At 39.5% G+C, this 19,773-nt stretch carries 16 protein-coding genes; 4 read left to right on the top strand and 12 right to left on the bottom strand.

Annotated features, from left to right (window positions below; all coding sequences use genetic code 11):
• Positions 1-17 precede the first annotated feature (17 nt).
• The 3 genes from M1E86_RS03765 to M1E86_RS03755 form a co-directional block, all read right to left on the bottom strand.
• A complete protein-coding gene (locus M1E86_RS03765) occupies positions 18-1,802 on the bottom strand; it encodes a SmdB family multidrug efflux ABC transporter permease/ATP-binding protein (protein WP_125891990.1) in 1,785 nt (594 codons plus the stop codon).
• Positions 1,799-3,544 (bottom strand): SmdA family multidrug ABC transporter permease/ATP-binding protein, encoded by a 1,746-nt coding sequence (locus M1E86_RS03760; protein WP_213912934.1) that lies wholly within the window; start codon positions 3,542-3,544, stop codon positions 1,799-1,801. The genes M1E86_RS03765 and M1E86_RS03760 overlap by 4 nt, the downstream gene beginning before the upstream one ends.
• Positions 3,545-3,619: 75 nt before the next feature.
• Positions 3,620-4,081, bottom strand: a complete 462-nt coding sequence (locus M1E86_RS03755; RefSeq protein WP_004905429.1) for an Lrp/AsnC family transcriptional regulator — start codon at positions 4,079-4,081, stop codon at positions 3,620-3,622.
• 276 nt (positions 4,082-4,357) lie between these two features.
• Here M1E86_RS03755 and queC point away from each other — a divergent pair, with 276 nt between their 5' ends.
• On the top strand, positions 4,358-5,047 hold the full coding sequence (gene queC / locus M1E86_RS03750; RefSeq protein ID WP_125891988.1) for a 7-cyano-7-deazaguanine synthase QueC: 690 nt from the start codon (positions 4,358-4,360) through the stop codon (positions 5,045-5,047).
• 66 nt (positions 5,048-5,113) lie between these two features.
• On the opposite strand, the gene M1E86_RS03745 is transcribed toward queC, so the two are convergent.
• The 9 genes from M1E86_RS03745 to bolA form a co-directional block, all read right to left on the bottom strand.
• The gene (locus tag M1E86_RS03745) at positions 5,114-5,536 is read right to left on the bottom strand and encodes an acyl-CoA thioesterase (protein WP_426099252.1); all 423 of its coding nucleotides are present in this window, start codon (positions 5,534-5,536) and stop codon (positions 5,114-5,116) included.
• Positions 5,537-5,749: 213 nt separating this feature from the next.
• Positions 5,750-6,121: a ComEA family DNA-binding protein gene (locus tag M1E86_RS03740; protein ID WP_125891986.1), complete on the bottom strand. Its 372-nt coding sequence runs from the start codon at positions 6,119-6,121 to the stop codon at positions 5,750-5,752.
• Positions 6,122-6,265: 144 nt separating this feature from the next.
• Positions 6,266-8,137 (bottom strand): peptidylprolyl isomerase, encoded by a 1,872-nt coding sequence (gene ppiD / locus M1E86_RS03735; RefSeq protein ID WP_125891985.1) that lies wholly within the window; start codon positions 8,135-8,137, stop codon positions 6,266-6,268.
• 175 nt (positions 8,138-8,312) lie between these two features.
• Positions 8,313-8,588, bottom strand: a complete 276-nt coding sequence (gene hupB / locus M1E86_RS03730) for a nucleoid-associated protein HU-beta (RefSeq protein ID WP_004914513.1) — start codon at positions 8,586-8,588, stop codon at positions 8,313-8,315.
• Positions 8,589-8,813: 225 nt separating this feature from the next.
• The gene (lon, locus tag M1E86_RS03725; protein WP_125891984.1) at positions 8,814-11,252 is read right to left on the bottom strand and encodes an endopeptidase La; all 2,439 of its coding nucleotides are present in this window, start codon (positions 11,250-11,252) and stop codon (positions 8,814-8,816) included.
• A gap of 206 nt (positions 11,253-11,458) precedes the next feature.
• Positions 11,459-12,736 carry an ATP-dependent protease ATP-binding subunit ClpX gene (gene clpX, locus M1E86_RS03720; RefSeq protein ID WP_094962144.1) on the bottom strand — a complete coding sequence of 426 codons (1,278 nt, stop codon included), beginning with the start codon at positions 12,734-12,736 and terminating at the stop codon, positions 11,459-11,461.
• Positions 12,737-12,849: 113 nt separating this feature from the next.
• Positions 12,850-13,470, bottom strand: a complete 621-nt coding sequence (clpP, locus tag M1E86_RS03715; protein WP_004905443.1) for an ATP-dependent Clp endopeptidase proteolytic subunit ClpP — start codon at positions 13,468-13,470, stop codon at positions 12,850-12,852.
• A gap of 540 nt (positions 13,471-14,010) precedes the next feature.
• A complete protein-coding gene (gene tig, locus M1E86_RS03710) occupies positions 14,011-15,315 on the bottom strand; it encodes a trigger factor (RefSeq protein ID WP_213912935.1) in 1,305 nt (434 codons plus the stop codon).
• Between the two features lie 352 nt (positions 15,316-15,667).
• On the bottom strand, positions 15,668-16,006 hold the full coding sequence (gene bolA, locus M1E86_RS03705; RefSeq protein ID WP_125891982.1) for a transcriptional regulator BolA: 339 nt from the start codon (positions 16,004-16,006) through the stop codon (positions 15,668-15,670).
• 239 nt (positions 16,007-16,245) lie between these two features.
• Between bolA and M1E86_RS03700 the strand changes: the two genes are divergently transcribed.
• The 3 genes from M1E86_RS03700 (at position 16,246) to M1E86_RS03690 (ending at position 19,509) form a co-directional block, all read left to right on the top strand.
• Positions 16,246-16,827 (top strand): YajG family lipoprotein, encoded by a 582-nt coding sequence (locus M1E86_RS03700; protein WP_125891981.1) that lies wholly within the window; start codon positions 16,246-16,248, stop codon positions 16,825-16,827.
• 128 nt (positions 16,828-16,955) lie between these two features.
• Entirely contained in the window at positions 16,956-18,458 is a 1,503-nt protein-coding gene (gene ampG / locus M1E86_RS03695; RefSeq protein WP_125891980.1) for a muropeptide MFS transporter AmpG, read from the top strand.
• Positions 18,459-18,738: 280 nt separating this feature from the next.
• Positions 18,739-19,509 (top strand): outer membrane protein OmpK, encoded by a 771-nt coding sequence (locus tag M1E86_RS03690; protein ID WP_125891979.1) that lies wholly within the window; start codon positions 18,739-18,741, stop codon positions 19,507-19,509.
• The last annotated feature ends 264 nt before the right edge of the window (positions 19,510-19,773 follow it).

Raw genomic sequence — 19,773 nt, 5'->3', positions numbered from 1 at the left:
ATAAGAGTGCAGAATAATTAACTAGTTATACTCTCAATTTCAGCATCACAACGGGCATTCAATGATTCCCCAACTTGTTGCAACTGGTACATTTGATAATAACGTCCTTTTTGCTGTAAAAGCTGCAAATGCTTACCTTGCTCAACAATTGCACCACGATGTAACACAACAACTTGGTCAGCATCAACGATTGTTGATAAACGATGAGCTATCACGACTAGCGTAGTATGTTGACGGATCATTCGTAATGCTTTTTGTATCGCTTGCTCTGTCCCTGAGTCAATATTTGCTGTCGCTTCATCCAAAATTAAAATTTTCGGTGTGACCACAAGCACTCGAGCCATCGCTAATAATTGCCTTTGTCCAACAGACAAAGTGTTTCCTTGTTCACCTAGTACAGTATCGAGCCCATCAGGTAACTCACGAACCAACTCAGCAAGCTGAACAGTTTCAAGAACTTCCCAAACTTTATCTTGGCTAACCTCTCGTCCTAGTGCGACGTTATCAAAAAAAGAAGCCGCAAGAACAACAGGGTCTTGTTGCACCATTGCAATACCCTGACGTAAAACTTGATGAGATAGTGAACTCAAATTACGACCATCTAATAAAATATCCCCTTCCCGCCACGGGTAATACCCCATGATTAAATTTGCGATGGTACTTTTACCGCTCCCGGTATGGCCAACCAATGCAACGAAATTATTATCGGGTACGTGTAAATTAATATCTTTAAGTACCATTTTGTTATCACGGTAAGCGAAAGATAAATGGTTAATTGAGATTGAGCCACCTTGTAATGGCTCATTGCTTTCTCCATATCCTTGTTGCGGGCTATCCATGAGTTCAAAAACACGCTCACCTGAAACAACCGCTTGCTGAAGCATCGATTGCTGAGAAGTTAATTCGATAAGCGGTTCATTCAAGCGACCTAAATAGTTAATAAATGCATATAAGACACCAACACCAATGGTAGTCGTTCCTTCGAATCCAAATAGCAATAGCAAGCCACACAATACTGAAGCTGAAAGTAAACTTAGTAATGGCCTTAATAGTAAGCCATCAAGTTTTAATGCTTTCATTCTTGCAAAATAATGGTCTTGGCTAATACTTTGCATTTTTTCGCCAAACCTAGCCTGTTGGACAAATTGCTGAATAACCGTCATTCCACTAATGACTTCGTTAAAACCGTTGTTAATATCCGCAAGATAGGATCTCACACGACGTACAATCGGTGTGCTTAAGCGCTGATAAATAAGCATCACAACAAATACAGCAGGAAAAATCATCACTGCAATTGATGCCATACGCCATTCCAATGAAAACATAGCAACTAACATGGCACAAATTAGGGCTAAACTGCGAAACACCGTCGGCACAACCATCACAAAGAGGTCTTTAATCACTTCAGTATCATTTGTCACTCGTGAAATCAATTGGCCAACAGGTTGTTTATCAAAGGCACTCAGAGGCTGCCTAAGGGCGGCATTCATCACATCTGTTCGTAATGTTTGCACGACGCCCACAGAAGCTTTATTAAATAAAATAATTTGATAGTAATGTAATAATGCAGCAATAACTTGAAGCAATATAAAACCAACGGCCATATATAAAGCCAGTGGCATGATGATTTGTTTTTTCGCAATCATGTTATCAATAAAATAACTGATTAGCAGAGGCCCACTGACCTCTGCAATAGCGGCCAACCATAGCATTGCAATAGCAATACCCATAGTACCTCGGTACGCTTTTCCGTAAGCAAGTAAACGCTTAAGTGCTGGCCATAGCGGTTTTTTTTGGCTCATAGCTCACCATCCAAAGCCGCTTCAATCTGTTGGTACTGATACATATCTTTATACCAGCCCGACTGTCCAATAAGCGCTTCATGTCTACCTCGGCTAATAACCGCCCCTTGAGATAGCACAATAATATTATCTGCTTCAACCAATGCAGATAGACGATGAGCGCTAATTATCATAGTCCTACCTTGTCGCCAATGACTTAAATTTTGTAAAATTGTAAACTCGGTCTGCCCATCAACGGCAGAAAGTGCATCATCTAACACCAAAATTTCTGCATTTTGCAAGATAGCCCTTGCAATAGAAATTCGTTGTTTCTGCCCACCTGACAACATAACACCACGCTCACCAACCTGAGTAGAATAGCCCTCCGGTAAACGTAAGATATCATCATGTACACAAGCAATGTGCGCAGCCTGTTCAATTTCCTCCTGAGTTGCATTAGGTCGCCCAAGTGCGATATTGCCTGCAACTGTATCTGAAAATAAAAATGGAGACTGATTCACAATAGATAAACGACCACGCCATTCATCTAAACGAATCTCAGGTAGCGGTAAGCCTTGATAGAGGATCTCCCCTTCAGTAACATCAAATTGGCGTTGCAATAACGTCAACAATGTTGATTTCCCAGCCCCTGTTGGCCCACATATTCCCAAAAACTGCCCAGGTTTTAGGTCAAACCGAATATCATGCAATGCTGTTCGTGTCGTTTCTGGATAACTAAAACTGATGATATTCACATTCAAGTTTCCCTTTTCAGGCTGTAATGAATGCGAACCATCCTGAATAACTAATGGCTCATTAAGTAAACTTAAAATACGACTATAAGCTGCACTACCTCGTTCAACGATATTAAACATCCATGCTAGCGCTAACATCGGCCAAATCATTAACCCTAAATACATCACAAAGCTCGTTAATTCACCTAACGTCAATGTGTCGTTTAATACCATCCAGCTGCCACCTGCAATAGCGAGTAAATTGGCCATACCAATTGCCATAAAAATGGTGGGGTCAAAACGCGCATCAACTCTAGCAACATGCATATTGCGACGCCCAGCCTCAGTGGCTACCTGTTCAAATTGATTTGATTGATGGTCTTCAAGACCAAAAGCTTTAATCATACGGATACTTGTTAAACTTTCTTGCGCATGATTATTTAAAGACGAAAATGCTCCTTGAGCGTGCTTAAAACGCTGATGAAGCTGGTCCCCATAACGCTTAATAACGAGTGCCATAATTGGCATTGGTATAAGAGCAAGTAAAGTCAGCTGCCAACTAATTTCAACACTCATCATGATGAGTACCGCACACCCCATCACCAATGAGTCAACCAATGTTAAAACGCCTTCGCCTGCTGCAAATACAACTCGGTCAACATCATTCGTCGTGCGTGCAATTAAATCCCCTGTTCGGTACTTAAGGTAAAACTCTTGGTTTTGTAGACTTAATTGCCGATAAAATTTTTGTCGTAGCTGCACGGCTAACTTATAAGACGCACCAAATAACCATAAACGCCAAACATACCGCAAACCATACACAACCAGCGCAATCAACAGCATGACTGAAACATAAGTAATCAACTGCGTTGTTGGCATTGCCCCTTTACTTATTCCATCAACAACCACACCAACGATACGTGGAGGGACTAATTGTAAGATAGCAATGATAATGAGAAAGCAAACAGCACCGAGATAGCGCCGCCATTCACTCAAAAAATACCAACCTAGTTGTGAAAATAATCGCACGTAATACTGCCTTGAATATATTGATTTAATGATGCCTAAGGATGAGAAGCCGTAATCATCTACGTTATTACGGAGTTAATCAGGAATAGGCAAGACTGTCGTATACTTGATTTTTTCCATTGCAAAACTTGAAGTCACATCAATTAAACCATGAACACCATTGACGAGTTTTTTATAGAATAAGTCATATGATTTCATGTCATGCACTTCTACTTGCATAAGGTAATCATACTCCCCAGCCATACGATAAAACATCAGAACTTCAGGGAGTTGACTGACAAAAGAAACAAATTGCTCATACCACTCACTATTATGGTGCTGTGTTTTAATTGTCACAATTACCGTTAAACCTAAACCTAGCTTCTCACCGTCGAGTAAAGTCACTCGCCCTCGAATATAGCCCTCATCTTCAAGCCTTTTTAATCTTTTCCAGCACGGCGTAGATGTTAAATTAACCGCTTCAGCAAGGGTGTTTAGGGATAGGCTACTGTCATTTTGCAATAAACAAAGCAGCTTTTTGTCTATTTTATCTAGCATGATTGCTCTCTTGACTTGGGTGCAAATACTTTTGCCGTTATTTTATTAGCCGCATAAGCATATTATGCAAAATCGAATAATTTAAAAACAATAAAAATGTTACCAAATGCCAAGATTATAGAATATTTTTATACAAATAACCAAATAGACACATAAATAGTACCTCAATCAAACTAACTTGATAAAATAGAACTATTAATTGCATCTTAGTATCGATAACATGTTTCACTTTCTTCTTATTACATATTGAAAATGATATATCACCAAGGAGTACCTATGAAACGCGCAGTTGTGGTTTTCAGCGGAGGCCAAGACTCAACAACCTGTCTTATTCAAGCTTTGCAAAACTATGATGAAGTTCATTGTGTGACTTTCGATTATGGCCAGCGCCACCGTTTTGAAATCGAAGTCGCACAAAAGTTAAGCGTATCTCTAGGTGCTACAGCGCATAAAGTCTTAGATGTTACATTACTCAATGAATTAGCAATTAGCAGCTTAACTCGAGATAACATCCCAGTTCCTGGTTTCACAGAAAGCGAGTCGAGCGGCCTGCCTAGCACTTTCGTACCTGGGCGTAATATTTTATTTCTCACTCTCGCAGCAATATACGCCTATCAAGTCCAAGCAGAAGCGGTAATAACTGGTGTATGTGAAACCGATTTTTCAGGTTATCCAGATTGCCGTGATGAGTTTGTTAAAGCACTTAACCATGCTGTAGACCTCGGCCTTGCCAAAAATATTCGCTTTGAAACACCGTTAATGTGGCTAAATAAAGCCCAAACATGGGCTCTTGCTGACAGTTATGGTCACCTCGAAACTATCAGGCAACAAACACTGACTTGTTATAATGGTATTCAGGGGGACGGTTGCGGCGAGTGCGCAGCCTGCCATTTAAGAAGCAGAGGCTTAGCTGAATATCTAAATGATAAAGAAACCATTATGCAATCATTAAAACAAAAGCACTAATAAGTTAATCAAATACACAGCCTACCATTCGCTCATTCACAACTATTCAAGCTAGGTAGGCTAATTTTAGATGAAATCTTCAGAACCCACCTTGAATGACTCTAGTTTCTCACGTAATTGTTCATCAATCACAATCGCTTTATTCTCTATATTATCGATGAAAACAAATGTCACATAGGCATCTGAAACAACCTCTTGAACACCTGCTTTATTACGAATAATTTGTTGATAACACACGGCACTTTTACTTCCTATTTTATCCATCCGAGTCACAACCGTCAGTTCATCACCAAGTAATACGCCTTGGATGTAATTTACATTAATGTTCACTGCAGCCATTGTTAAATTATTCTTTATAGCCCAGCTAATGAAATTACGTTTATTCATCCATTCCCAGCGATCTGCTTCGTAGAATTCTAAATAGCGCGCATTATTAACATGCTGAAAAACATCTATATGATAACCATGAACTTTAATATGTGTTGCCATAACTACTCCGACCAGTTTATTTTTTAATAACATAAAAATAACAAATGTACGGAAAATGTGCTGAATGAATATCAATAATCAGACTTAGCTCGCAAATTATTTACACAAAGCTTAGTTTTATGCTTAATTATTAACCTGTTAATATATTAGTCTCATACTGCATATCTCCTCTACACTATATATTTCCCCCATACTTTGTATGGGGGATTTTAGCTATAGAGTTAGCTTGTCTTTATTCTTTTCTAAAAATGCGGGACCTATCCCCTGAACCTCTAAAATGTTTTCAATGGAATTAAAAGCACCATATTTTTGCCTATATTCCACAATTGCTTTCGCTTTTTGCCTACCGATACCAGTCAGTTTTTCTGCAAGTTCGTCTTCACCCGCTAAGTTGATATTGACTTTGTCAGACTGGCCATGGCTCGTCGATGGTGAGTTATTACTTACTTGTTTTTCTTGAATAACAGCCGCAGTGGCTTTTTCTGGCTCAATTTTCTTAGCCAAAGAAAAAAAAGAGAATGAGCATAATAAAGAAAGGAGCAGAACAGTACCTAATCTGCATTGATTAACTGAATTCCATAACATATTTGTTCTCCTGTGTGTATTGAGATGCAACGATGCCATAGAAAAATACGGAACACTTTTCAATAATATTAAAAATACAAAAGGCCACCCAAAGGTAGCCTCCTGTTTATGAAGTTGCAATTTTACTTGCGAAGCTGCTCGCAATTATTCAATATTCAGCACTTCAATTTTTGCATTTTCACGCAAGTTAAGCATCAGAGCTTCGTTAACCGCAGAGCTCATAGCACCTTGGTATTCACGCGTTAATTGCTTTAACTCATCATCCGTCGGTTGGCCTAGCGTAACTTTATCTAGTTGAATAAGCACATAGTTATCGGACTCATCACGCGCAAGTGCATAACTTGGTTTACCATCTACAGGTTGTGGCATCTCCATCGTCGCATTGATGACCGCTGTTTGTGGCATTAAACGAGAAACGGTCTGAACATCAGAAAATTTAACACCAGCAGCATTTAGCGCTTCAGTGCCTTTACCTGCTTTTAACTCTGCGAGTAGCTTATCGCCCGTCGCTTTCAGTTCTGCATCGGCTTTTTGACGTTTAACCAGTGTTTCAATTTCTGACTTAACCTGTTCAAAAGGTTCAACGTTTTCTGGTTTGTACTCTGTTACGCGCACAATAAATGCACGGTCACCTTCCACATTAATCACGTCAGAGTTGATCCCTTTAGAGCCATTTTTATCCACTAAACGGTCGCTAAATACTTCACTCACCACTTTAGGGAAATTAAGCGCAGCAGGTGGATTTGTTCTATCAAACCAATCCGTCGTCACCGCTTTCAAACCAGATACAGATTCAACTGAAACTAATGATTCCATATCACTCGTAGCAGCTTCACTGACTTTTTGCTGTAAGTCATAGAATTGTTTAATATTCTTATCTTGAAGTAAGCTAGTTTTAATACTTTCTTCAACTTGCTCAAACGGTTTAATCGATTCCGGTTTAATATCATCTAAACGAAAGATAACATAGCTATTTTGTGATTTAACAGGCGCAGAAAGTTGCCCTTTCTCTGTTAATTTTGCATCTACAATTTCGATTGGCGTTGATGCGGCTTCCATCCAACCAATCAGGCCCTTTTGCGCTGCACTGAATTTATCCGTTGATTTTTCAGTTGCTAATGTTGCAAAGTCCGCGCCTTGTTTTAATTCATTCAGGATATCATTCGCTTCTTTTTCAGAATCCGCCTGAATCATACTGTACTGTTTTTGCTCTGCCTGAGTATAATTTTTCAGGTTTTGCTCATAATACGCTTTGACTTCTTCATCAGACACTGTGGCTGGAGGCATCGATGCGGCATCCATCTCAACATAGCTTACTCGTACTTTCTCAGGTGAGATAAAGCTATTTTGATTAGCATCATAATACGCCTTTAACTCTTCTTCAGAGGCTGTTTGTTTTGCTTGAACCTCTGCTAAATCTAAAATTGCAGTACGAATTTCACGTTCTTGCATAAATAACTCAGCATATGCTTTAACTTCTGATGGTAAAGCGAAATCCGTTCCAGTAAAGGTTTTTCCTAGCTGAGCTCGTGTAAGGTCTTGGCGAATTTGAGCTGCGAGGCTATCCGCGTTAATGTTGTTGCGGCTTAAGATCTCTCGATATTTTTCGCTATCAAACCGACCATCTGTTTGGAAAACAGGCATTGAGAAAATATATTGCTCAATTTGCTGATCGCTTGCTGAAAGTTGTAGTTCATTAGCATACTGATTAATCAGTTCATTGTTAATCAAGTTATCGAGAGCTTGGCGGCGCAGCAAATTCATACTTTCTTCATTACTAGCGACTTCTGAAAATTTATCTCCCAGATACTCTTGTAATGATTGGCGCTCTTGTTGAAAAGCCTGCTGTAGCTGCTCTCGGCTTATTGATTGCCCGTTAACTTCAGCGGCATTATTTGCACTATTACCACCGAGACCACCCATCATAACGCCACCCAACACGAATGAAAGGATAATCAGCGCCAGTATTATTTTGAGCAAAGGACTATTCGCCTTTGTGCGTAAATTTTCCATCATAAAAAGGCTTAACTCCGCTTTGTTGAATTCAATTTCCTGATAATACGCTAATCTTAACTCAGAAAGAAAAAAAAGCGCACCATTTCAATGGTGCGCTTATATATTAGCTGATTAAAGACATTCCGTCAGTTTGAGTTTTCGCAAAAATACGAGAAAGACAAACTTAAATACCTAATTAGCTATTTACAGCGTCTTTAAGACCCTTGCCTGGACGGAAAGCAGGAACTTTCGCCGCAGCGATTTTAATTTCTTTACCCGTTTGAGGGTTACGGCCTGTACGTGCTGCACGCTCACGAACAGAGAAAGTCCCAAAGCCAACTAGAGCAACATCGTCCCCTTTACTCAAAGAACCCGTTACAGTAGCAACGAACGCGTCAACAACACGACCTGCTGCAGCTTTAGAAATATTCGCATCAGAAGCGATTTGATCAATCAGTTGAGCTTTATTCACTCTTATCATCCCCATATTAGTTGGACTATAAATCTCTTAATTAACTATAGCAGTAATTAGTATAGTTAATTAATATGCAGCCGTTATATCAATCCTGATTACCAATGGCAAGAGAACAGATTGCATACAAACAATTATCAGAATCATCGTTAAATTAGCGATGAAAAAAAAGACTGACAAGCTCTAAATTAGCTGTCAGCCTTAATTTTATACAAACTTCTTGATTCAGCTCACTCTTTTAGCTTTCTTTTTAACTACTTCAGCGCCAAAAGGCGGGTTAACTAAAGCCAACGAAAGAACTTCTTCAATCGTTTTCACAGGGTGAATTTCAAGATCCGCGATCACATTTTGAGGAATTTCTTCTAAATCACGTTCGTTTTCTTTAGGAATTAATACTGTTTTAATCCCACCACGATGTGCAGCTAATAATTTCTCTTTCAGACCGCCTATCGGGAAAACTAATCCTCTTAACGTAATTTCACCTGTCATTGCTACGTCAGCTCTAACTGGGTTACCTGTTAAGCAAGAAACTAAAGCCGTTGACATCGCAATACCCGCACTTGGGCCATCTTTTGGCGTCGCCCCTTCCGGTACGTGAACGTGAATATCACGCTTTTCATAGAAATCGCTATTGATACCCAGTTTTTCCGCTCGAGCTCTAACAACCGTTAATGCCGTTTGGATAGACTCCTGCATGACTTCACCTAAAGAACCGGTATAAGTCAGCTTACCTTTACCAGGCACACATGCAGTTTCGATAGTAAGTAAGTCACCACCAACTTCAGTCCAAGCAAGGCCTGTAACTTGTCCAACACGGCTTTCTGTGTCTGCTTGACCATAATCAAAACGGCGAACACCCAGATAATCTTTCAGGTTATCTGCGTTGATTTCAATGTGCTTAAGCTTTTTGTCCATCAATAGCGCTTTAACTGCTTTACGGCACAATTTAGAGATTTCACGCTCTAAACCACGGACGCCAGCCTCGCGAGTGTAATAACGAATGATGCTCATCAGAGCACTATCATCGATAGTTAACTCATTCTTTTTCAAGGCATTGCGTTCAATTTGCTTAGACAGTAAATGTTTTTTCGCAATATTCAGTTTTTCATCTTCTGTATAACCAGAAAGACGGATCACTTCCATACGATCTAACAATGGCGCAGGAATATTCATCGAGTTGGATGTTGCAACAAACATCACATCAGACAAATCGTAATCCACTTCCAAGTAGTGATCGTTAAATGCAATATTTTGTTCTGGATCAAGTACTTCCAACAGCGCAGAGGCAGGATCACCACGCATATCAGATGACATTTTGTCAATTTCATCCAATAAAAATAGTGGGTTTTTAACCCCGACTTTTGCCATCTTTTGAATCAGCTTACCTGGCATTGAACCGATATAGGTACGACGGTGACCGCGAATTTCAGCTTCATCACGCACCCCACCTAATGCCATACGGGTATATTGTCGACCCGTAGCCTTAGCAATAGATTGCCCTAAAGAGGTTTTTCCCACACCTGGAGGCCCAACTAAACAAAGAATTGGCCCTTTAATTTTACTGACACGGCTTTGCACTGCCAGATACTCTAAAATACGGTCTTTCACACGCTCTAAACCGTAGTGATCGGTATCTAACACTTCTTGGGCTTTCACTAAGTCTTTTTTGACTTTGCTACGCTTATGCCATGGAACCTGCACCATCCAATCGATATAACTACGGACTACGGTAGCTTCCGCTGACATTGGAGACATCATTTTCAGCTTCTGCAATTCTGCTTCTGCTTTTTCTTGTGCCTCTTTTGGCATTTTCGCTTCTTCGATTTTACGTTTTAGCGATTCATATTCATCTGGTGCATCATCCATTTCGCCTAGCTCTTTCTGAATGGCTTTCATTTGCTCATTCAGATAATACTCGCGCTGGCTTTTTTCCATCTGTTTTTTGACACGATTACGGATGCGTTTTTCGACTTGCAGCAACTCAGTTTCTGACTCCATCATGGCCATCAAAAACTCAACACGCTCAGCGATATTCGCCATTTCTAAAACACGTTGTTTATCCGCTAATTTTAGTGGCATATGAGAAGCAATGGTATCCGCCAGTTTATCTAGCTGATCTTGCTCTATTGCATGTAATGCGGTTAATACTTCAGGTGGGATCTTTTTATTCAGTTTTATATAGCTTTCAAACTGGCTAACAATAGTGCGATACAATACTTCGTTTTCTTTTTCATCAAGTGCGTCTGATGATTGAGAACCCGCTGTCGTTTCATCATACGCAGCGTGTTCAGACTCATTATTTTGTTCTGTTGCCAAATATTCCGCTTGCGCTAAAAAATATTCGCCATTATCAGTCAAACTTGTAATACGTGCGCGTCGTAGACCTTCAACAAGGACTTTAACGGTGCCATCAGGCAGTTTTAACATCTGAATAACAGATGCGACTGTACCGACAGCAAATAAATCATTCACCCCCGGCTCATCAGTCGAGGCTTCTTTTTGCGCAACCAGCATTACCTGCTTGTCATGATCCATCGCTGCTTCCAGACTGTGAATGGATTTTTCACGTCCAACAAACAGTGGGATCACCATATGTGGGTATACCACTACATCACGCAGAGGCAATACTGGTATTTCAATGCGTTCGGAACGCTCAGGATTCATAAAGCTCTCTCTTCGTTTAGCTCACGCTAGTTTAAGGGTTTCTCTCTCTTGTTCTAAAATTGCTGTCTAAAACAAGGAAACCACACCTCAGAATATAAACTATATGGGGACAAGATTTTAGCATTCAATGGTTAGTTGAACATAAAAAACAAAATGAGGGAAACCCCTCATTTCGTTTGATTAACTATTGAACGTTTTATATGGGATTAGTTATCGCCAGAAGCTTGAGCATCAGGTTTGCTATAGATCAAAAGCGGCTCTGATTGTTCATTAATGACGTTTTCATCAACGACGACTTTTTCAACATCACTCATTGAAGGAAGATCATACATCGTATTCAACAATGCAGCTTCAACGATAGAACGTAAACCACGAGCTCCAGTTTTACGTGCCATTGCTTTCTTCGCGATGGCTTTTAACGCTTCCTCACGGAATTCAAGCTCAGTGTTTTCAAGACTAAATAAGGCTTGATATTGTTTCGTTAATGCATTTTTAGGTTCTTGCAGAATCTGAATCAGAGCTTCTTCACTTAATTCAGTTAATGTAGCTACAACAGGTAAACGACCAATAAATTCAGGAATCAAACCGAACTTAATTAAATCTTCTGGCTCGGCCTGAGTTAACAATTCGCCTTCTGTTGCTTTATCTGACTCACCTTTCACTTCTGCAGCAAAACCAATACCCGAGCGAGTATTTAAACGCTGGCCGATCACTTTGTCGAGCCCTGCAAATGCCCCACCACAGATAAAGAGGATCTTTGAGGTATCAACCTGCAAGAACTCTTGCTGAGGGTGTTTACGTCCCCCTTGTGGCGGCACTGCTGCAACCGTTCCCTCGATTAGTTTCAGAAGTGCTTGTTGCACACCTTCCCCAGAAACGTCACGGGTAATTGATGGGTTATCTGATTTACGTGAAATTTTATCAATTTCATCGATGTACACGATACCACGTTGAGCTTTTTCAACATCGTAATCGCATTTTTGTAGTAATTTTTGAATGATATTTTCAACGTCTTCACCGACATAACCTGCTTCAGTTAATGTCGTTGCATCAGCCATTGTAAATGGCACATCCAAATAACGCGCTAACGTTTCAGCTAAAAGCGTTTTACCACTACCTGTTGGGCCAATGAGCAAAATATTACTTTTACCTAATTCAACGCCATCACTGGTTTTATCACCATTACGTAAGCGTTTATAGTGGTTATATACCGCAACAGCTAAAACTTTCTTCGCTTTTTCCTGACCGATAACATAGTCGTCAAGATGCTGTCGAATTTCATGTGGTGTCGGTAGTTCACTACGCTCACGATGCGGCGTAAGTTCTTTTATTTCTTCACGGATGATATCGAGACATAAATCTACACATTCATCACAAATATAGACTGACGGACCGGCAATCAGCTTGCGCACTTCATGCTGACTTTTTCCGCAGAAAGAGCAGTAAAGCAGTTTTCCTGTCCCCTCTTTGCGTTTATCTGTCATCAGTTGACCTCACTTTTATCCATATTGTTTTGTTTTCGTTAATTTAAAAACAAAACAACGATTTTCTTTAAAATAGTTTATGGTATGAACTAATTATACCAAAAGTTAACCCATTAACGGCTACTATAAATTTGGTCGACTAAACCATATTCTTTTGCTTCATTTGCAGATAAGAAACGGTCACGCTCTGTGTCTCGAGTAATTTCTTCAATGGATTTACCTGTATGCAGAGCCATTAACTCGTTCATTCGAGATTTCACTTTAAGAATTTCTTGGGCGTGGATTTCGATATCTGACGCTTGGCCTTGATAACCCCCTAACGGTTGGTGGATCATCACGCGTGAATTTGGTAAGCAGAAACGTTTACCTTTGGTACCCGCCGTCAATAAAAAAGCCCCCATGGAACAAGCTTGCCCCATACAAATAGTACTTACATCAGGCTTGATAAACTGCATCGTATCGTAAATTGACATACCTGCGGTAATTACACCACCCGGTGAATTAATATACAAATGAATATCTTTTTCAGGGTTTTCTGCTTCAAGAAATAGCATCTGAGCGACGATTAAATTCGCCATATGGTCTTCCACTTGACCTGTCAGGAAGATAATACGTTCTTTTAATAGACGTGAGTAAATATCATACGAGCGCTCACCACGAGAAGTCTGCTCTATGACCATAGGCACAAGGGCCATTTGAGATGCTAATTGTTCCTGACTGCCAAAATGTGACATCGAAATCTCCTATTAAAAACGTTCTGGTGCTTGCGCCTAATTTGCTGTCTACCTGCTATTTTCAGCAGAGATCATGCCACAAACAACGGTTTTAAAAAATTCCTATGTCTGCAGGCTCTTTCAACCCTCTTACTCTTCTAGTTTAGCTAATATTTAACCAAATTACTGACGAAATAAGAAGAAAATGCAGCTATGTATGCTGCAGTAAACAAGACGCTCTTTAAAAGAGTTTAACACAAGTCTATTGGGTTACACGGAATTATACCATTAGAAAACCATACTTGATTTTCAAAGATGATGAAATAACTCAATTGCTCAATATCATCGTTTTCGACAATATTAAGCTATGCAAAATAGTTTAAATCGCTATTAAAGCCCCACTTAGACTACTCGAAGTATAGATAATATAATTAGGGTTTAAATGTGCTTTTCAAGGGTACCCGAATTAAATTCGCTAAAATGATAATTTAAAGGCTTTAATTGACAAAAAACCCGTAGTAGCACACCACGGGTTTTATTATTTTGCACAGCAAGAAAAAATTAACCTGCTTGAACTTGGTTCATCAGTTCAGTGAAGTTAGTTTCTTTTTCTGTCACTTTAGCAACAGCTAATACTGTTTCAACCGCTTGTTCTTCTAAAGCTAAGTTACGAACACTGTTCATCAGCTCTTCGTTTTTGCTGTAGTATTCGATAACTTCAGATGGATCTTCATACGCAGAAGCCATTTCTTCGATCAGCGCTTTAACACGATCTTCGTCAGCTTTCAGTTCGTTTTTGTTGATCACTTCACCTAACAGTAGACCGATCACTACGCGACGTTTTGCTTGTTCTTCAAACAGTTCACGAGGTAATTCCATCGCTTGTTTTTCGTCACCGCCAAAGCGTTGTGCCGCTTGACGACGCAGAACATCAATTTCGCCATCAACAACTGCTGCTGGTACTTCGATGTCGTTAGCTTTGATTAAGCCATCCAGAACTTGGGCTTTAACACGGTTACGCACTGCATTTTTCAGCTCACGCTCCATGTTTTTACGTACTTCAGCACGCAGGCCATCTAAAGAACCATCAGCGATACCAAAACGCTTGATGAATTCTTCAGTGAACTCAGGCAGTTCACGCTGTTCTACTTTCTTCAGAACGATAGCAAATTTCGCCGCTTTACCTTTCAGGTTTTCAGCATGGTAGTCTTCTGGGAAGTTAACTTCGATATCGAATTCTTCACCCGCTTTATGACCCACAACACCTTCTTCGAAACCTGGGATCATACGACCTTCGCCCATAACGAGTGCGAAATCTTCTGCTTTGCCGCCTTCGAATTCTTCACCATCGATAGAACCGGTAAAGTTGATAGTGATGCGAGAGTCAGACTCTGCTGGCGCTTCAACTTCTTTCCACTGCGCTTGTTGCTTACGCAGAGTTTCTAACATGTTTTCCAGATCTTCGTCTTTTACAGAAACGGCTGGTTTTTCAACTTCGATAGTTTCTAAACCTGCTAATTCGATTTCTGGGTAAACTTCGAATTCAACTGAATAAACAAAATCTTTACCATCTTCGAGTTGCTCTGGCTTGTAGCTAGGTGCACCCGCTGGATTGATTTTTTGCTCAATAATTGCGTTGATGAAGTTACGTTGCATTACATCGCCCAGAACGTCTTGCATAACAGACGCACCGTAACGCTGTTTAACGATGTTCATTGGTACTTTTCCTTTACGGAAACCATCAACACGTACTTTTTTAGCAACACTAACTAATTCGCTATTAACTGCTTTTTCAATATCAGTGGCAGGAACGGTGATTGTTACACGACGCCCAAGGCCTTGAGTCGTTTCAACAGAAACTTGCATCTTCTTACCTCAAAATAAATCTTAGTGATCGGTCTACTCCAGAGTTATGCCATTAAATCATAACGGCTGTCTCCCTTCCAGAACCGGGGGCGTTACTTTCGTAACGGTCAATCCCTGATATCAGAAGCGTCCCGAAACCTTACTGAAAATTAGACGCAGCATTATACCGATGCATGCGCCCTGAGTCGAGAAAAGCTGAGAAAAGAAGCGTTTTTTCCTCTTTATTTGTGACTTTTCTGACTAAATTTTTTGTTTTTTCGCCTAAATTGAAGAAAAAACATTCACCAAACCCATTATTAAGCATGGCTGATTATGTAAAGAATCGTCTCAGTGCATTACCTGAAACAACGAATTATCGATTAATACCACCTACACCACGACAAGCCGGCGATTTTAATGCTGTATCAGCAAGCTCATTCCATTCTTGTTGTGTATATGTATGCAAAGCAAGGGCATGGATCCCCCCTGATAATTCGTCCGCTAAAATAGCATAAATTTCACGATGACGGGCAAGCATTCGTTTATTTTCAAATTTATCACTCACTAAAATAACTTTGAAATGGCTTTCAGACCCGGGTAACACATTATGTTGATGACTTTCATTAATCACCTCCAAATGTGTCGGTTCAAAAGCAGCTTGTAATTTTTGAATCACAAGAGATTGCATACTTTGAGCTGCATTAGCGCCCATAAAATGCTCCTTAATTAAAAATTATGCTCAGAGGCAATATTGTACGCATTGATTATTGCTATCTTCTATATCCGATAATAACTTGCCAATGTTATGATAGCGGCACGTTGATGCGAATTTTTTCAAAAATTGTTGTCTAACAGTTTAGGATAAATAAGCCGCTAAGCTTTATATTGAACGACGGCTACCCGCACCATAACGAAACATTTTCAATTAGGAAAGATGAACTGGAAAAAATTATGTTAAGAAAACTGTGTTTTCCACTTTTAGGGTTATTTCTTCTTGCTGGTTGTGCAACCAGCAGCAATACATTATCACTAGAGCCTAAGATAACTTTACCGGCAAAAAACCCGACGTTGAATGCGACATCAATTAGTGTGAGCAGTGTAGATAATCGTACAAATAAATCCTTAGCAGAGGTCAATCGTAATGGTAGTTTAGTGGTACTAAATCCTTCTCGTGATCCTCGCTATCTCATGCAAGAAGCTGTCGAAAAACAAATGGCGGCTCGTGGGTTTATGGTGACATCACCGGCAAATGTAAATCTCGTCGTTCAATTGAATAAACTCGATACCAAAGTAAATGAAGGCAGCCTACGCCATAATATCACTGTAAACTCCAGTGTGAGTATTATTGCAACGGCGCCAAATGGTTCGACAAAAACACGTTCATTTACCCGTAATTTCAATACACAAGAATTATTGGCTGCTAATAATGCCAAGATAGAAACAGCGATCAACAGCGCATTAACTGATTTAATTGCAGATATGGCAGCAGACCAAGAAATCACCGATTTTATCAGACAAAATTCACGCTATTAACTGAGCAATCATTATCATTAAGTATTAAGCTACTTAAGCTCTCATTAAGAGGGCTTGGGTAGCATAGCGCAGCTAATACTTCTGCAGCGCAATGTATTGCGCAATATAACACTGGCTTAGAGGGAATAATGCCTCGTTTTACTCTACCAAATAACATCACTTTAATCCTTTTAGGCTTTGTTTCCGGTCTACCTTTAGCTTTAACTGCAGGTACATTACAAGCTTGGCTAACCGTTGAAAATGTCGATATTAAAACCATTGGTTTCTTTTCATTGGTTGGGCAGGCTTATGTATTGAAATTTCTTTGGTCCCCAATGATGGATCGCTACACCCCACCCTTTCTTGGCCGCCGAAGAGGATGGCTATTAACTACACAAATTCTATTGATTATCAGTATTGCCGCGATGGGCTTTATGAACCCCTCAGAACATTTGTGGTATCTGGCTGCGCTAGCCGTTACTGTTGCATTTTGTTCAGCCTCACAAGATATTGTTTTTGATGCTTATAAAACTGATTTACTCAGTGCTGAAGAACGCGGAATTGGTGCGGCAACCTCCGTTATGGGGTACCGGATCAGCATGCTCGTTTCTGGTGGGCTTGCACTTTGGCTAGCGGATAAGTTTTTAACGTGGAAACAACTTTATTTAGTTATGGCAGGGTTGATGATTATCGGTGTTATCGCAACATTGCTCGCAAAAGAACCTGAAGAGAGCGGTGCTGCGCCAACCTCGCTAAAAAAAGCGATTTACGAGCCACTTGCTGAATTTTTTAGCCGGAACAATGCATGGCTAATCTTACTTCTATTAGTTTTTTACAAACTCGGTGACGCCTTTGTCATGGCGCTCAACACCAACTTTCTATTAAATGCGCTTGGCTTTAGTTTAAGTGAAGTAGGCACCGTCAATAAAACTGTGGGTATGGCAGCAACTATAGTTGGGGCATTACTTGGTGGTTACCTAATGAAAAATATGAGCTTATTTAAAGCTCTATTTATTTTTGGGCTTCTACAAGGCGGCTCTAATATCGGATATTGGTTCTTAGCGATAACCCCACCTAATATCTTAACCATGGGGTCGATTATATTTCTAGAAAATATCTTCTCTGGAATGGGAACTGCTGCGTTTGTCGCCCTCTTAATGACATTATGTAACAAGTCGTTATCTGCAACACAGTTTGCACTTCTTTCAGCTCTTTCTGCTGTTGGCCGTGTTTACATTGGCCCAGTCGCGAGTATTTTTGTCAGTAACTATGGCTGGCCACTTTTCTACCTTATTTCGATCGCGGTTGCTGTTCCTGGCGTTTTGCTTTTATTAGCTTGCCGAACATCCTTAATTTACACACAAACAACAGGGCTATTTCAACGACGTCAATTGTACACTAGAGGCTATCGTATTGCCGTATATGCACTTATTACTGCCGTAAGCTGCCTTGCTATTTGGCTACTCTCATTACTTGTATTTTCATTTAGTGATATGAGAATTTATTTATTTACGACACAAATTGAATTTTGGCTGAGCTTGCCTCATTACCAAAACCTCATCTTTAATACAGGTATTAGCATTGGTGCTATCAGTTTAGTTATTGGTGGTAGTTTGGATTTCCTCGCCGTCCGTAAAACAGTACAACAATAACCCTTTCTATACATTAACACATTAACTTATTCACCTCGAAATTCCCTAAGTAAAGTTTATTTATTTAGGGAATTTGATCTTTACTACAAATCAGTTCCAAATAACAAAACAAACTAAAATCATCAAAAAATCGTGATTAAGATCACTTTGTTCGTGTAAAATATTTCTTAATTGCAATTTTCAAGCCTAATATATCACAAGTTACAAATAGGTTAATTAAAGTGTTAACAACTAGCAAACTGCTAAACCTCATTAATTATTAAGCGAAGATAATCTATCTATGAAAAAAATCATTTACATTACCGCCTTAATCTCTCTAGCAGGTACAGCATACTCTGACGATATTATTGGCTATAAAAATGGCTTTGCTGATGTCAATATAAACTATTTAGATTGGTCACATCGCACTGAAACCAAAACAGAAAAAACGACACGTAAAAAAGATTTTGCCTATATTGAACTTGAAGGTGGGGCCAATTTTAATTGGGGTGAGTTATATGGTTTTTTTGATCTCGAAAATCCATTCCACAGCCAACATACCGATTCGGGGCGGAATAAACGTTATACAATTAAAACAACAGGCCGCTTTTACTTAGGTGACACTGGTTTTAACTTATATGGACACGTTTATGGTACTTGGTCATTACCGGGAGCCAAGTATGGTGGTAATTTCCATGATGTGAACACCTTATATGGTATTGGTTATAACACTGCATTCGGTGACTTATGGTTTAAGCCTTTTATTGCTCTTAATTACACCGATCAGACATTCTATTCTGGTAATAATGGATATGTCGCAGGTTGGGTAGCCGGTTATAATTTCAGCGCATTCGAAGAAAATTTCATGATAACAAACTGGCATGAAATGGAGTTTGCTAGGAACAAACGCTATAACGGCGGTAAGAGTAATGGCATAAATGGCGCTCTTGCTTTTTGGTGGAATGCCACAAATCATGTTTCTGCAGGGGTACAATACCGCTATGCAGATAATAAATTAGGGGATACCTTCTATCAGGATGCAATCATTTATACATTAAAGTACACATTTTAATTCGATATAGAAAACTGGATCAAAATTTAACAAATTTCTTTTTTCTATCAGTAAAATAAAATTTTTTTTTATCATTTGGCCGATAAAGCAACTAAAATAGCTTTATCGGCACTAAAAACTGTAATTTCCCTTAGCATATTGCTAATCATTTATATCAGTTTCCCTCTTTTTTTATTTCTTTTGTATATATTTTTCTTTGAAAAATTACCAAGATAATTTAGTATTAATAGAGTTTTATCAACACATACTTATAATTCGTATCAA

Source organism: Providencia sp. PROV200 (assembly GCF_049901995.1).
In the GTDB taxonomy this organism is placed as follows: domain Bacteria; phylum Pseudomonadota; class Gammaproteobacteria; order Enterobacterales; family Enterobacteriaceae; genus Providencia; species Providencia rettgeri_E.
This window is presented reverse-complemented; position numbering and strand designations above follow the sequence as displayed.

Excerpts from the sequence above, each read along its gene's own strand:
- M1E86_RS03755 (WP_004905429.1), bottom strand. The coding sequence starts at position 4,081 with ATGCTAGATAAAATAGACAAAAAGCTGCTTTGTTTATTGCAAAATGAC.
- tig (WP_213912935.1), bottom strand. The coding sequence starts at position 15,315 with ATGCAAGTTTCTGTTGAAACGACTCAAGGCCTTGGGCGTCGTGTAACA.
- lon (WP_125891984.1), bottom strand. The coding sequence starts at position 11,252 with ATGAATCCTGAGCGTTCCGAACGCATTGAAATACCAGTATTGCCTCTG.
- queC (WP_125891988.1), top strand. The coding sequence starts at position 4,358 with ATGAAACGCGCAGTTGTGGTTTTCAGCGGAGGCCAAGACTCAACAACC.
- clpP (WP_004905443.1), bottom strand. The coding sequence starts at position 13,470 with ATGTCACATTTTGGCAGTCAGGAACAATTAGCATCTCAAATGGCCCTT.
- M1E86_RS03745 (WP_426099252.1), bottom strand. The coding sequence starts at position 5,536 with ATGGCAACACATATTAAAGTTCATGGTTATCATATAGATGTTTTTCAG.
- ampG (WP_125891980.1), top strand. The coding sequence starts at position 16,956 with ATGCCTCGTTTTACTCTACCAAATAACATCACTTTAATCCTTTTAGGC.
- clpX (WP_094962144.1), bottom strand. The coding sequence starts at position 12,736 with ATGACAGATAAACGCAAAGAGGGGACAGGAAAACTGCTTTACTGCTCT.
- bolA (WP_125891982.1), bottom strand. The coding sequence starts at position 16,006 with ATGGGCGCTAATGCAGCTCAAAGTATGCAATCTCTTGTGATTCAAAAA.
- M1E86_RS03690 (WP_125891979.1), top strand. The coding sequence starts at position 18,739 with ATGAAAAAAATCATTTACATTACCGCCTTAATCTCTCTAGCAGGTACA.
- M1E86_RS03765 (WP_125891990.1), bottom strand. The coding sequence starts at position 1,802 with ATGAGCCAAAAAAAACCGCTATGGCCAGCACTTAAGCGTTTACTTGCT.
- ppiD (WP_125891985.1), bottom strand. The coding sequence starts at position 8,137 with ATGATGGAAAATTTACGCACAAAGGCGAATAGTCCTTTGCTCAAAATA.
- M1E86_RS03700 (WP_125891981.1), top strand. The coding sequence starts at position 16,246 with ATGTTAAGAAAACTGTGTTTTCCACTTTTAGGGTTATTTCTTCTTGCT.
- M1E86_RS03740 (WP_125891986.1), bottom strand. The coding sequence starts at position 6,121 with ATGTTATGGAATTCAGTTAATCAATGCAGATTAGGTACTGTTCTGCTC.